At 64.9% G+C, this 14,020-nt stretch carries 13 protein-coding genes; 5 read left to right on the forward strand and 8 right to left on the reverse strand.

What is annotated here, in order from left to right; translation table 11 throughout:
• Window positions 1-9: 9 nt before the first annotated feature.
• Complete coding sequence (locus E0473_RS14395) at window positions 10-666, reverse strand: Tim44/TimA family putative adaptor protein (RefSeq protein WP_170308148.1); 657 nt, start codon at window positions 664-666, stop codon at window positions 10-12.
• Between the two features lie 268 nt (window positions 667-934).
• Here E0473_RS14395 and secB point away from each other — a divergent pair, with 268 nt between their 5' ends.
• From secB to E0473_RS14420, 5 genes are all read left to right on the forward strand, one after another.
• The gene (gene secB, locus E0473_RS14400) at window positions 935-1,462 is read left to right on the forward strand and encodes a protein-export chaperone SecB (RefSeq protein ID WP_137681617.1); all 528 of its coding nucleotides are present in this window, start codon (window positions 935-937) and stop codon (window positions 1,460-1,462) included.
• A 25-nt stretch (window positions 1,463-1,487) separates the two neighbouring features.
• Window positions 1,488-3,095 carry a murein biosynthesis integral membrane protein MurJ gene (gene murJ, locus E0473_RS14405; RefSeq protein ID WP_137681618.1) on the forward strand — a complete coding sequence of 536 codons (1,608 nt, stop codon included), beginning with the start codon at window positions 1,488-1,490 and terminating at the stop codon, window positions 3,093-3,095.
• Between the two features lie 191 nt (window positions 3,096-3,286).
• Window positions 3,287-4,315 carry a tryptophan--tRNA ligase gene (gene trpS / locus E0473_RS14410; RefSeq protein ID WP_137681619.1) on the forward strand — a complete coding sequence of 343 codons (1,029 nt, stop codon included), beginning with the start codon at window positions 3,287-3,289 and terminating at the stop codon, window positions 4,313-4,315.
• 149 nt (window positions 4,316-4,464) lie between these two features.
• Window positions 4,465-5,175: a DUF4136 domain-containing protein gene (locus E0473_RS14415; protein WP_137681620.1), complete on the forward strand. Its 711-nt coding sequence runs from the start codon at window positions 4,465-4,467 to the stop codon at window positions 5,173-5,175.
• A gap of 82 nt (window positions 5,176-5,257) precedes the next feature.
• Window positions 5,258-6,220 carry a carboxylesterase family protein gene (locus tag E0473_RS14420; RefSeq protein ID WP_161981623.1) on the forward strand — a complete coding sequence of 321 codons (963 nt, stop codon included), beginning with the start codon at window positions 5,258-5,260 and terminating at the stop codon, window positions 6,218-6,220.
• Window positions 6,221-6,227: 7 nt separating this feature from the next.
• Here the strand turns inward: E0473_RS14420 and dut are convergent, their stop codons facing one another.
• The 7 genes from dut to E0473_RS14455 all read right to left on the reverse strand — a co-directional run bounded on the left by dut (window position 6,228) and on the right by E0473_RS14455 (window position 13,963).
• Complete coding sequence (dut, locus tag E0473_RS14425) at window positions 6,228-6,722, reverse strand: dUTP diphosphatase (RefSeq protein WP_137681622.1); 495 nt, start codon at window positions 6,720-6,722, stop codon at window positions 6,228-6,230.
• A complete protein-coding gene (locus E0473_RS14430; RefSeq protein WP_137681763.1) occupies window positions 6,715-8,361 on the reverse strand; it encodes a bifunctional phosphopantothenoylcysteine decarboxylase/phosphopantothenate synthase in 1,647 nt (548 codons plus the stop codon). Before E0473_RS14430 ends, dut begins: the two co-directional genes overlap by 8 nt.
• 87 nt (window positions 8,362-8,448) lie before the next feature.
• A complete protein-coding gene (locus E0473_RS14435; protein WP_137681623.1) occupies window positions 8,449-9,579 on the reverse strand; it encodes a hypothetical protein in 1,131 nt (376 codons plus the stop codon).
• Complete coding sequence (locus tag E0473_RS14440; RefSeq protein WP_137681624.1) at window positions 9,576-10,700, reverse strand: hypothetical protein; 1,125 nt, start codon at window positions 10,698-10,700, stop codon at window positions 9,576-9,578. The genes E0473_RS14435 and E0473_RS14440 overlap by 4 nt, the downstream gene beginning before the upstream one ends.
• The gene (gene ubiB / locus E0473_RS14445; protein WP_170308149.1) at window positions 10,688-12,247 is read right to left on the reverse strand and encodes a 2-polyprenylphenol 6-hydroxylase; all 1,560 of its coding nucleotides are present in this window, start codon (window positions 12,245-12,247) and stop codon (window positions 10,688-10,690) included. Before ubiB ends, E0473_RS14440 begins: the two co-directional genes overlap by 13 nt.
• A 46-nt stretch (window positions 12,248-12,293) precedes the next feature.
• Complete coding sequence (locus tag E0473_RS14450; RefSeq protein ID WP_137681626.1) at window positions 12,294-13,025, reverse strand: class I SAM-dependent methyltransferase; 732 nt, start codon at window positions 13,023-13,025, stop codon at window positions 12,294-12,296.
• Entirely contained in the window at window positions 13,022-13,963 is a 942-nt protein-coding gene (locus E0473_RS14455; RefSeq protein ID WP_137681627.1) for a DMT family transporter, read from the reverse strand. Before E0473_RS14455 ends, E0473_RS14450 begins: the two co-directional genes overlap by 4 nt.
• Between the last annotated feature and the right edge of the window lie 57 nt (window positions 13,964-14,020).

Here is a 14,020-nt window from a genome sequence, read left to right on the forward strand (position 1 = left end):
GCTCGATTATCAGCCGACGTCGGTTTCGTCGAGCAGCCAGTCAGGCCCGGCGGCATTCACATTGCGGCTGAAGGTCCAGATGTCGCGGCTTTCAACCGCGTCGTCGAGCGAGCCGGCGATCATGGTGCCGTCCTTGTCGCGCGTGACCGAAGCGATATCGGACACGAACCGCACCGCGATGCGCGCGGTGCGCCCATCGAGCATGGCCGAGTGAATCGTCGAATCCTCGATCCGGATCAGCCGGTTGTCGAGCACCTGGCCCGATTCCTCACGTTCGGAGATGGCGGCATCGAAGCTGGCATAAACGTCATCGTCGCAAAGCTGGCGCAGCTCCTCACGGTCACCGCGCCAGAAGGCTTCTAGTACCATCCTGTAAGCGCCGCGCGCACCTTCGAGGAAAGGGAGCAACTGGAACGAGCGATCGGCCGCAGCGATATCGCGTAGGCCATTCTCGATAGCCGGGGAAAAGCCGCCAGTAAGGTTTTCCGTCCGCTGCGCTTCCACCTGCGGGGCCGAGGGGGCCGGTTGCGGAGCGGCATCTTCGGACCGTTCGAACCGGTTCGCCACCATTTCCTCTTCATGCTCGGCCCGCCGGCCAAGCACCGAATACAGCCGCATGCCGAGGAAGGCGGCGATCATGGCGAGGATGATGATTTCAGGTATCACACGAATTATCCCGCAGCGGTTGCAGGCGACATTGGCGCCTGCCGTCTTAGTAATTGGCTATTGTGTAGCAGATAGTCCCCAATATCAAATGAACAACCTCCCTCAGGCCGAATTCGCCCCGTAGCAAAGGCATTTCGACCGCGCCTGCGCCGGATGCGTTGCGGCGCGCCCCCAGTGCTGCTAGTCGCTCGCGCCGGATCAACCGGGCGTGCCTCCTGCTGCGTGATTGGCAGGGCCAGCCCCCGCAGCAAACTTGAGAGACCCGAACATGGCCGATGAAGGCAACGTCCTGTCCAACCTTGGTTCCGCCCCCAACGGCGCCGACAACCAGCCGGTCGCCGGCGTGATCTCGCAATATGTGAAGGATCTCTCGGTCGAGAACCCGAAGGCTCCGGATAGCTTCAACTGGCGCGGCCAGCCGGAAATGGACGTGCAGTTCAATATCGGCGCGAACAAGGTCAGCGACGAGGTTACCGAGGTCGAGCTCAAAATCACCGCCACCAGCAAGACCAGCGAAGGCGTCGCCTATATCGTCGAGCTGAGCTATTGCGGCCTGATCGGTATGCGCAACATGCCCGATGAGCAGATCCACGCCTTCACCTACGCCGAAGCGCCGCGCCTCCTGTTCCCCTTTGCCCGCCGGGTTATTGCCGACGCCGTGCGCGATGCGGGCTTTGCCCCGCTGCTGCTCGACCCGATCGACTTCAACGGCCTTTACCTCCAGCAGCTCGCCCAGCGGCGCTCGGAGGAAGGCGCTCAGGCTCCCGCCGCCGGCGAACCGAGCGGCGAGGCCTGATAGCCACCTTGCTGGGAGCGGGCCGATGAGCCTGGTTCGCAACGTCGGCACTATCGGCAGCCTCACGCTGCTGAGCCGCATCTTCGGCTTCGTCCGTGACATGCTGCTGGCCCGCGCGCTTGGCGCCGGGCTGGCGGCGGATGCGTGGCAGTTGGCCTTCACCCTGCCCAACACCTTCCGGCGGCTGTTCGCCGAGGGCGCGTTCTCGGTCGCCTTCGTGCCGATGTACACGCGCCGCCTGCACGACAGCGATGGCGACGGCGATCTCAGCAGCGGGCCGGACGCGCGGCAGCAAGCCGCCGATCAGTTCGCCAGCGACGTGCTGTCGGTGTTCGTCTGGGTCCTGCTCGGCTTCTCGGCGATCTGCATGATCGCCATGCCGGGGATCGTCTGGCTGCTCGCGCGCGAATATCAGAGCGTGCCGGGCAAATTCGAGCTGGCCGTGGTGCTGAGCCGCGTCACCTTCCCCTATCTCGCGCTGGTGAGCCTTGTCGCGATGCTGTCGGGCGTGCTCAACGCGCGCTCGAAATTCGCGCCCGGCGCGGTGGTGCCGGTGTTGCTGAACATCGTGATGATCGGCGGCATTCTCATCGGCTGGAATCTGCGCGGCGACAGCGGCGATGACACGATTGTGGCCTGGGCGCTGGCGATTTCGCTGGCGCTCGCAGGGGTGGCGCAGCTGGTCTACATGATTTGGGCCTCGCGCCGCGCCGGGGTTCGTCTCAAGGTGACCGCACCCAAATTCACGCCCGAGGTCAAGCGACTGGGCAAGCTGATCCTGCCCGCCACCTTCGGCGCGGGGATTTACCAGATCAGCCAGCTGGTCGACACCTTCTTCGCCACCAGCCTGCCGCAAGGCTCGCTGACGCTGCTCAAGATGGCGGACCGGCTTAACCAGATGCCGCTGGGTGTCTTCGGCATTGCGCTGGGCACCGCGATCCTGCCGATGCTGGCGCGCCACATCCAGTCGGGCAACGCCCGGGAGGCACAGCGCCTGCAGGAAAACGCGGTCGAGATCGCCACCTTGCTATGCCTGCCATGCGTGGTCGCGCTGGCGATCTGCGCCGAGGCCTTCACCACCGGCATCTTTGCAGGCGGCAAGATGACGCTCGAAGATACGCAGCTGATGGGCCGCATCGTGATCGCGCTGGTGGCGGGCCTGCCCGCTTATGTGCTGATCAAGGTGTTCCAACCCGCCTTCTTCAGCCGCGAGGACACCAAGACGCCGGTGTTCGTCGCAGCCGGAGCGCTGACGATCAACATCGCGCTCAATTTCTGGGTTGTGCCGCGCTACGGGATCGTCGGCCTGGCAGGCGCGACCGCCTTTACCGCCTCGCTCAACGTCGCCTGCCTCTACACCATTTTGCAGGTGCGCGGGTGGTTCCACTTCTCGGCCAAGCTTGCCGGCCGCATCATCCGCCAGCTCGCGGCCTGCGCGGTGATGGGCGCGGCGCTGTGGTTCATGACCCCGGCGCTGGAGCCGTGGTGGTCGGGCGACGCGCTGGGGCGGATCATGGCGCTCGGCGCGCTGGTGGCGGGCGGCGGGATCGTGTTCTTCGCCGCAGCCTATGTGCTCGGGGCGCTCGACAAGGACCTGATCGCGCAGCTCAAGCGCAAGCGAGCGAAAAGCTGAGACTTTCCTGACGGGCAAATCCTGCTATGCCGCGCGCGATGGAAACGAACCTGCAGACATGCATCACGGCCCGCATCGGCCGGGGAGCCTGGGCCTGGCGAGGCTGCCGCTTCGCGCACTGATCCTGCGCGCCCGGCAACCATGTCCGGGCAATAATCCTGCCAGTTTCCCATTTCGAAAGACCTGACCCTATGCGTATCGTATCCGGCATTCAGCCCACCGGCTCGCTTCATCTCGGCAATTATCTCGGCGCTATCCGCAATTGGGTGCGGATGCAGGACAACCTAGCCTCGGGCAATGGCGAGAGCGGTCAGTGCCTGTTCTTCCTTGCCGACCTTCACGCTATCTCGATGCCGCACGAGCCCGCCGCGCTCCACGCCGCCACGCTGGAGATGACCGCCGTGCTGACCGCTTGCGGGATCGATTCGTCGCGCTCGATCCTGTTCAATCAGGCGCAGGTGCCCGCCCATGCCGAGCTGCAATGGCTGCTCAACGGCACGGCCCGGATGGGCTGGCTCAACCGCATGACCCAGTGGAAGGACAAGGCGGGCAAGAACCGCGAAGGCGCCAGTGCGGCTCTCTTCACCTACCCGGTGCTGCAGGCCGCCGACGTGCTGCTGTATCAGGCCACCCACGTGCCCGTGGGCGACGACCAGCGCCAGCACCTCGAACTGGCGCGTGACATTGCGCAGAAGTTCAACAACGACTTCGCCAGCGAGGACGAACCTGTCTTCACCCTGCCCGATGCGATCACGCCGCCCGCCGCCGCGCGCATCATGAGCCTGCGCGATGGCTCGAAGAAGATGAGCAAGTCCGACCCTTCCGAAATGAGCCGGATCGAACTGGCCGACGATGCCGACACCATGGCGCAGAAGATCAAGAAGGCGAAGACCGACCCTGAACCGCTGCCGAGCGAAGTGGCCGGGCTGGAGGGCCGTCCCGAAGCGCTCAATCTGGTGACGATCTATGCCGCGCTCGCCGACACTACGAACGAGGCTGTGCTGATCCAGTTTGGCGGACAGGGCTTCGGCGCATTCAAGCCTGCGCTGGCGGAGCTGCTGGTCGAAAGCCTTGCCCCTGTGCGTGACCGGTTCGTCGAGCTGCGGCAGGACCGCGAGATGCTCGACGCGATCCTCGCTCGCGGCGCGGCGCAGGCGCGCGAACTGGGCGTTCCCACGCTCGATGCGACTTACAAGGCGCTCGGGCTGGTCCGGGGCTGAAGTCATGGTCCGAACGGGCGGCCTTCGCGCGCTGCCCGTTCATTCAAGGCTCATTCAGCCCATCCTTGCCAGATACCGGTCTATCGTAGAGAAAAGGTCTGCCCCGTGGCCCTGAGGCCGCGTGCAGAGCAGACCGGAGTGAGAGACCCATGGCAAATACCACCTTTCGTCGCTTCGTGAAGCTCGCTGCCGCGCCCCTGCTGGCGCTGGGGCTTTCCGCTTGCGCAACCTCGTTCAACGCCGACGTGAGCCGCTTCGAAAGCCGCTTGCCCGCGCCTCAGGGGCAGACCTTCGCGGTCGTCGCCGAAGATCCGGAGCTGGCCGGTGGGCTCGAGTTCGCGCTTTATGCCGACTATGTCGAGGCCGAGATGGCGCAGCTTGGCTACACTCAGGCCGCCAATCCCGAAGATGCGACCTTGCTGGTCCGCTTCGACTATGGCGTCGATCAGGGCCGCGAGCGGATCCGTTCGACCGGGTTCCGCCGCGATCCATTCTATGACAGCTGGTACGGCTATTCGCGGCCCGTGGTCTATCGCGGCTACGATGGCCGTCCGCGCGTCGCCTATGTGCCGAGCCGCGCCTGGGGCTATGGCTGGTACGATCCGTTTTTCGGCGGCTCGGGCTACGGCGGGGTGGACAGCTACACCGTCTTTACCAGCGGGATCGATCTGAAGATCGACGATGCGAAAAGCGGCGAGCGGCTGTTCGAAGGCAAGGCCGAGGCGGCCTCGACTTCCAACCGCCTGCAATATCTGGTGCCGAACCTGGTCGAAGCGATGTTCACCGACTTCCCCGGCAACTCGGGCGAGACGGTGCGTATCTCGGTCAAGCCGGAGGATCAGCCGGTCCAGCGCAACTAGGCTTCAATCCGGGCTTGGCTCTTTCCCTCGCGGGCACTTTGCGGCATAATTGCCTCAAATAATGCTTGCGGGGGAGAATCATATGAAAGTCGGGTTGTTGGCCTTTGCCTGCCTGTCGCTCGTCTCTTGCGCCAACGAAGCTGTCGAGGACGACATGGCTGAGAATGTGACCCAATGGCCCGGCCTGCCCGCCGAAAAGGCCTCGCAGATTGCCGCGATCGGCCCCGTGATCGACCCTCCGGCCAGCATTGCGGTGGTTGAGGGCATGGTCGACGCCCCACCTTATGACGATGTGACCGTGGTAAGCGACCTCGCCTATGGCGACGATCCGGCCCAGCGCCTCGACGTTTATACCGAAAACTCAGCCGATAAGGACGCCGCGCGTCCGGTTCTGCTTTTCGTCCACGGCGGCGGCTTCGTGGGCGGGAGCAAGGCTGGCGACGGCTTCTACCCGCAGAACGTCACCGCCTTTGCCGCGCGCAACGGCATGGTGGGCGTGAACATGGAATATCGCTTCGCCCCCGCAGCCCAATGGCCTGCCGGACGTGACGATCTCGCCGCTGCGATCGAATGGGTGCGCGACAACATCGCCGACTATGGCGGCGACCCTGATCAGGTGGCGCTGTTCGGCCATTCGGCGGGAGCGAGCCACGTGGCCGACTATGTCCAGCACACTGACTTGCACGGGCCAGAATTCGCCAGCGTGAGCGGCGCACTGCTGCTTTCGCCCTATTACACAGCGACCGAGGGCGAGGACCACGTCTACTACGGCAGCGACACCGCCGCACACACGGCCGATGCGGCGATTACGCGGTTGGGCGCGGTGCAAATTCCGCTGATGCTCGTCTATGCCGAGCACGATCCCGAGCAGTTCACCAGCTTTGCGGAGGCAGTGGAAGCGCAGCTATGTGGTGAAGGCGCCAGCGGCAATTGCCCAACGATGCTGCTTCTGAAAGGGCACAACCACATCACCGAAGGCGCGACTATCGGCTCGACCGACCAGAGCCTGTCTGGGCCGTTTCTGGAGTGGGTGCGCGGGCTTTAACGAGCGCTCAGCGTAATGGAGCGTAATCGCGGCCAGGCGATGCCGTCGGTTGGGAAGAAACCCCGGTCGAACCAAAGCCGCCTGCGCCGCGTTCGGTTGCGTCGAGTTCCTCCACCTCGTCCCACAGCGCGAGGGTGACTGGGGCCAGCACCAGCTGTGCAATGCGGTCGCCGCGTTGGACGTGGAAGTTGTCGTCGCTCAGGTTCACGAGAATGACCTTCACCTCGCCGCGATAGTCGCTGTCGATGGTGCCCGGCGTGTTGGGAACCATGATTCCATGCTTCAGCGCCAGCCCCGAACGCGGGCGGACCTGAATCTCGAACCCTTCGGGAATCGCCATGGCAAAACCGGTGGCAACCGCATGGCGCATACCAGGCCGCAAGATCACATTCTCGGCGGCGAGAACGTCCATCCCGGCAGCGCCGGCAGTGGCATAGCGTGGCAGGTCCAGCCCATGGCCATGCGGCAGGCGGCGGATACGGACGGGGACGGGATCAGACATCGGCGGTCAACTTCTCGGCAATTTTGGCGACAAGGCGGGTGGCGACGTCCTGCTTGCTCATCGGCTTCCATTCCTCGGCCTTGCCTTCGAGAATGAGATGCACCTGATTGTCCTCGCCGCCCATCACATCGCCCGATACATCATTGGCAACGATCCAGTCGACTCCCTTGCTCTTGCGCTTTTTGCGCGCATTCTCGATCACGTTTTCGGTCTCGGCGGCAAAGCCGATCAGCAGATCGGGCCGCTGCGGGCTGGCGGCGATGGTGGCAAGGATATCGGGGTTCTCTGTGAGGATCAGCGCAGGCGGCGCGGACGAGCGCTTCTTCATCTTCTCGTCCCGATAATCGCGCGGTCGCCAGTCGGCCACAGCGGCCACCATCACGGCAGCATCGGCAGGCAGCGCAGCCTTCACCGCCTTGGCCATGTCCTCCGCGCTCTCGACATCGACCCGGTCGACCCCGAGGGGGGTGCGCAGGTTTACAGGACCAGACACCAGCGTCACCCGCGCACCTGCGGCGGCAGCTGCTGCGGCAATGGCATACCCCTGCTTGCCCGAGCTGCGGTTGGCGAGATAGCGCACTGGGTCGATCGGCTCGTGCGTCGGTCCGGCGGTTACGAGCACGTGCTTGCCATAGAGCGGACGGTGTTCCACCGCCTGTTCGAAACCGGGCTGTCCGGCGAGCGGGTCGAAGCTGTCTAGCGCGGTATCGAGGGTCAGCTCACTCGGCGCATCGAGCGCATTGGCGAGCGGATAGTCCAGCGTGGGCGCTGCCGCGTCTTCCCCTTCGAAGGGTTGAGGTGCGCTCTGGCGGGCGTTGACCTCGTGGTTGATAGCCTCGCGGTCGGTCGGCGGGGCGGCCTTGGCAATCCCCTTCTTCGCCAGCAGCGAGCCGGCGTCGGAATAGTCGGGTTCGGGCAGATCGGGGCCCTCTGAGAGTTCGCCCTCGAAACCATCGCCCTCGTCCGGCTCCTGGTCCTGATCGCCGCCCCGGAACGAGCGCGGGATGATCGAGGCAAGCAGGCCCGACAGGCCGCCCGGATGATCGACCCCCAAGTTGCCGTCTTCGTCCTCGTAGTCGACCCCGGCTACGCTGGGATCGAGGCCGAGCATGTCAGCGATTTCGAGCCACACCATCTCAGGATCGGGCAAGCGGCCCGGTCCGAATTCGCCGCAAGCCATTTCGCCCAGCTCAGGCTGCATCACCCGGATCCCGCTCTCCCGCAGGGTGTAAACGTTGCGTTCGGTCGCCTCGTTGAGCCACATCTGCACGTTCATCGCGGGAACGGCCAGCACCGGTTTGTTGGTCGCGAGGATCAGCGTGGTGGCCAGATCGTCGGCAATGCCATGCGCCATCTTGGCGAGCAGGTTGGCGGTCGCCGGGCAGACAACCACCAGCTCGGCCTCGCGAGTGAGCTGGATATGGCCGATTTCAGCTTCGTTCTTCAGATCCCACAAGGTGGTGTGGACCTGATTGCCCGATAGCGCGGCCAGCGCCATCGGAGTGACGAACTTCGCGCCGCTCTCGGTCAGCACGCAGGTGACATCGCCCCCGCCCTTGCGGATCAGGCGCACCAGTTCGCACGACTTGTAAGCGGCAATTCCGCCGCCGATCACCAGCAGGATGCGTGGCTCTGCCATTGCCTGTTCGTGGCCCTCCTGGCCAAATCGCTGCATTTCAAACACTAGTCATCCGACCAGCACTTTTCCAGCCATGCCCGATTGTGGTTAAATATGCCCTTCCCTGCGGCTGACAACCCGCCCGCGCGCTGCGGCCACCAGGTCGGCCACGGCCCGCGGTGCAAAGGCAAGGCCTGCGGCATAGAGAGGCAGGACAGTGAGTATCCAATAATAATTCTCGGCCCGCGCGAACAGCGCCATCATCGTGAAGAACCCCGCGAAGGCAAGGCAAGCGAACCCCGCCCGTTTCCCGCCCAGCGATGCCCAGCCGACCAGCGGCAGCACCGCCAGCGTCGCGGCCAGCCAGGTGGGCAACGTAAGCAGCGGGGTCATCCGCACCAGCCCCATCAGCGGCAGCGCCGGGCCTGCCAGTGCGTTCCAGCCGGGAGAGGCGAGGTCGCCTTCCTGCACAACGGCCGTGACGGCCATCGAATGCAGCCACAGGCCAAGCGCGAACAGGCCGACGATGGCCGCCACCCAGCCTGCCTCGCGCCAGCGCCCCGCCACCAAGGCTAGGGCGAGCCACAAGAGCACGAACGGCAAGGCCAGCTCGCGCACTGCCAGCGCCAGCGCGGCAAAGAGGAGCGAGGGCCAGAAGTTTGTCGTGCGATAGGATAGCAAGGCGAGCGTTAGCAGGATTCCGGCGACCGATTCGTGCGACAGCGGGCCTTGCTTTGCAAACAGGCTTGCACCGGCCAGCAGCAGCGCAAAGGCCCCCGCCACCCGCTCGGCAAGGCCGGTGCGATCCTGCGTCAGCGGCAGATAAAGCCCGATCGAGACCACCAGCATGGCGACCAGCACATGTCCCAGCGTCTCAAGGCCAAGCCAGCTTTGCACGACGGCCAGCGTCGGCAGGCGCACGGTCACGAAGGGCCGCACCGGATAGCGGTTGGCGCGCTGTTCGGTAACAGCGGCCGCGTAATAGTTCTCGCCCGCATCGACGCGCTTGTAGATCCGGCGATAGAGTTCGTAGTCGCCGATGCCCTTCTTGCCGTTTTTCTCGGCCTTGGTCACCTGCGCCTTCACCTCACCGCTACGCATCTGCGGAACGGCCACCGTGCTCCATGCCAGGGCGGCTACTAGCGCGAGGAGCACCGCCAAGGCCCCTATACGCGGCAGATGGCGCAAAGGCCTGTCGAGCGCGCACCAGCGGGCAAGCCAGTCTGCCGCCATCCTCATTGTCCGCGCGCCGATGCCCAAAGGCTGGAAAGCGCGCGCGGCACGAAGGCAAGGCCCACAAACCAGATCGGCATCACCACCAGCGCCCAGTAGAAATTGTTGTCACGACCGAAAATCATGAAGCCGAGGCCATAGCCGAGGCACAGCAGCAAGCCGGTCTGGCCCAGATCGCTGCGCCACCCGGCCCAGCCGATCAGCGGAAGCAAGGCCAGCGGCGCAGCCAGCCATGCGGGAAGCAGCTGCAAGGGGCTGGAGGCAACGATATTGCCGGTCCACCCGCCGAGCCCGCGCAAGGCCAGCCAGCCGGGTGACACCGGATCGGCGGTGCCGGTAAGCGCGCCGACGAGGCTGGCGTGCGCGGCAAGGCCGATCAGGAACAGCCCTGCCACAAGGCCCCAGGCCACGGCCTCAGCCCGTTCGCCGCGTAGCAGCGCCACCGCCCCCATCAGGCAGACGTAAGGCAAGGCCAGTTCGCGCAGCGCCAGCGCGGCAGCGGCGAAAACCAGCGCCCAGCCCCACTGCCCGGGCCGATAAAGCCCGAGGCTGAGCGCCACGAACATGCCCGCCCAAACCTCGTGCAGAGCCAGATAGTGCGGCTTGAAACCGGCCAGTGCGCCAATGGCCACCAGCAGCAGAATAGAGGTGCGATAGTCGCGCCCGCCCGGCTCGTTCTCCAGCCGGTCCCACCAGGCGATAAACACGGCGACACCCAGCACGAAGGCCAGCGCCATCATCCCCCACGGCCCAATATGGCCGCTAATCCAGGCCAGCGTCGGCAAGCGCACGGCCACGCCCGGACGCACTGGAATATCGCGTGCGCGCTGCTCCTCGATGGCTGCGACATAGTAATTCTCGCCTGCGCCCACGCGCTCGGCGACGCGCTCGTAGAGCTTGAGGGAAGCGTCGCGCGCAGTGTCTTCGTCAGTGCCGCCGGCATCGGTGGTGAGGGCCGTAGCCGCGCTCGCCACCGCATTGCCCGAAGCACGGTTGGGCACCGGCCTGGCGCTTAGCGCCGCAGCGATAAGCAGCAGGGCAAAGCCTGCCAGCACCAGCAGCGCTGCGCCAGGCGCCCATTTGGCGAACCGATCGAATTTCTTCGTAAGTGCGCCTAGCCGAGCCATCCGGCCAAACTCCCCGCCCAGACCAGAGCGCCTCCCACCAGCGCCGCCGCGACGTAACCGAGCCATCCGCGGCCGCCCACGCGCTCTCGCCGTTCCCAGATCAGTTCGACCTCGGGCAAAGGCGGCGGTTCGGGCGCGCCGCCACGCGGCGGATAGAGTTCTTCCAGCCGCCGGATGAGCGCGGGCACACGCAGCAGCGTATCGGTGTCTTCCTTGATCCGGTCAGCGATGGCGCTTTCCGGGCCAAGCTCGTCACGAATCCAGTCGCGGACATAGGGCGCGGCAACATCCCACATGTTGATCTGCGGATCGAGCTGGGTGGCGATGCCTTCGACCATCACCATGGTCTTTTGCAACAGCAGCAGGTGCGGCTGCGTCTGCATGTCGAAATCGCGGGTGATCGCAAACAGCCCATCGAGCATCTGCCCGACGCTGAGTTCGCTCACCGGCTTGCCGCGCATCGGTTCGCCCACGGCACGCAGTGCGGTCGCGAACTCGTCGACCGAGTGATAGCTCGGCACATATTGCGCCTCGAAATGAATCTCGGCCACGCGTTTATAATTTCCGGTGGTCAGGCCATAGAGGATCTCGGCCAGCCACTGCCGCGCGCGGCGGTCGATCCGCCCCATGATGCCGAAGTCGATGGCAACGATAGTGCCGTCTGCCCGCACGAACAGGTTGCCCTGATGCATGTCGGCATGGAAATAGCCCGCGCTGATCGCCTGGGTGAGGAAAGCCAGCACCAGCCGCCGGGCCAGCTCCGGCAAGTCGTGCCCCGCCTCGATCAACTTTTCGATCTGCGAAATCTTGACCCCGTCGATCCACTCTATGGTCAAAACCCGGCCATTGGTGCGGTCCCAGTCGATATCGGGCACTTCGTAACGGTCGATGGCGACCATCGCATCGGCCAGTTCGGAAGCCGAGGCGGCCTCGCGTCGAAGATCCAGCTCGCGGTTGGTCCAGCGCTTGAAATTGGCAATTGTGAGCCGGGGGCGCAGCCGCTGCGCCTCGCCGCCCATGGCTTCCAGATGCGCGGCGGCCCATTCGTAGGTGGTGATATCGCGCTCGAACTTCTCGCGGATGCCGGGTCGCAGCACCTTGATCGCCACGGTACGCCCATCGGTGGTCATGCCCTTATGAACCTGCGCGATAGAGGCAGCCCCAACCGGCACCGGATCGACCTCGGCGAAGACGTCCTCCAGCGGGCGTTCAAAGCCGCGCTCGATCTGTTCGCGTATTTTTTCAAAGGGCACCGGCGGCAGGCTGTCCTGCAGGCTCAGCAGATTGCGGGCAGCATCCTCGCCCACGAGATCAGGCCGGGTGGCAAGCGTCTGCCCGAGCTTGATCGCGGCAGGCCCGATGGCCTCAAAGGCGGCGGCATAGTCAGGCTCACGCGGCTGCACCGTGCCGAAGCGAGCAAGGCGGCACAGTCGCTTGACCGGCGCCGGGGTGTTCGGATCGGCCTCGATCCCGCGCAAGGCACCATGGCGCGCCAGCGTGCGGCCCCACTTAAGCAGGCGCCAGATATGCGTGGCGGGTTTGGTCAAAGCGCTTGATCCCCGCCTGCGCGGGGATGCTCGAAACCTGCGTTTCTCACACCTTCCACCCCGAATGGATCGCCACCAGCCCGCCAAGGATCGGCTCGACCTTGGTGCGCACGAACCCGGCATCGCGGATCATCTGCTCAAACTCGGGCATCGGCGGGAAGCGGCGGATCGATTCGATCAGATAGCGATAGCTCTCGGCATCGCCTGCGATCATCTGGCCCAGCTGCGGCACCAGCTTGTGCGAATAAAGGTCATAGGCCTCCTTCGCGCCGGGCCAGGTCATGGTCGAGAATTCAAGGCAGAAGAAGCGCCCTCCGAACTTCAGCACCCGGTGCGCCTCGCGCAGCGCCTTGTCGATATGCGTTACGTTGCGGATGCCGAAAGCGATGGTGTAAGCGTCGAACTGACGGCCCGAAAAGGTCAGCTCTTCGGCGTTCTGGCGTGACCAGACGAGGCCGTCTATCCCGCGCTCCATCGCACGTTCGATGCCAACGTCCAGCATCTCCTGATTGATGTCGGAGACGATCACGCTCGCGCCCTCGTCGGCCATACGGAAGGCGATGTCGCCGGTGCCGCCCGCCATATCGAGGATCTGCTCGTTCGCCTGCGGTTTCACCCGGCGGACGAACTGGTCTTTCCACAAGCGGTGCAACCCGCCCGACATCGCATCGTTCATGATGTCGTATTTGCTGGCCACGCCGGAAAACACCGCGCCGACGCGCTTCGTCTTCTCGGCGGGATCGACGTCTTCGTAGCCGAAGGATACCTGCTCGCTCATCGTTTGCCCTCTAGCGGCGTAGGGCGCAGTGCGCCACCGGCTTGTTGCTGCCGCAGCGCCCACAGGCCCAGCGCAATCCCCAGGCCGATCAGCGTGATGCCCACCGCGTGGTACCAATGCAGCACCTCGCCCAGCAACAGCGCCGAAAGCAGCGCGCCGAACACCGGCAGCAAGGTGATCGACTGCCCTGCCCGCGCCGCGCCCAGTTGCCCTGCCGCATAGTTATAAATGAAGTAGCTCACCAGCGAGGGGAACAGCGCGACATAGACAAGCGCCAGAACGGTGCCCGTGTTCCACACGATGCGCAGGCCCGCGCCCCATTCCCACAGCGCCAGCGGGGCATTCGCCAGCACACCGATGGCAAAGGTGATCGCCACGAAGCTGATCGGGGTGACCTCGGGCCGAAGTTTCAGGAACACGGTGTAAAGCGACCAGACCAGCACCGATACGAGCACCAGCGCATCGCCCCTGCCCAGATGCAACGCCAGCACCCGCGCCGGATCGCCCTCGAACACGATGAACACCACGCCCACGATTGTTGCCGCAGTCCCCACGATCTGCACCGCTCCACTGCGCAAGCGAAAGATGACCCGGTCGAGCAGCAGGACCACGCCTGGCACTGCGGCCTGAATCAGCAGCGCATTGGTCGCGGTGGTATACTGGAGGCCCGAGTACAGCAGCGAGTTGAAAGCGCCGATGCCGAGCACACCCAGTACAAGCACCGGCTTCCAGCCGCGCTTCAATTCGGGCCAGTCGCGCCGCAATGGCCTGATGGCAAACGGGGCAAGCAACGCCAGCGCGCCGGTCCAGCGGATGAAGGCCAGCGTCAGCGGCGGGATCTGCCCTGCCACGGCCCGCCCGACAATCGAATTGCCTGCCCAGAAAACCATGACCAGGGCAAGGAGCCCCATCGCGCGATAGTTCGAATTGGCTGTCATTCGCGCCCTGTTAGGAGCGCAGCGATGGCTTGGCGATGACAGAAAGCCTTACCCGCC

The organism is Aurantiacibacter suaedae (genome assembly GCF_005434915.1).
GTDB classification, from domain to species: domain Bacteria; phylum Pseudomonadota; class Alphaproteobacteria; order Sphingomonadales; family Sphingomonadaceae; genus Alteraurantiacibacter; species Alteraurantiacibacter suaedae.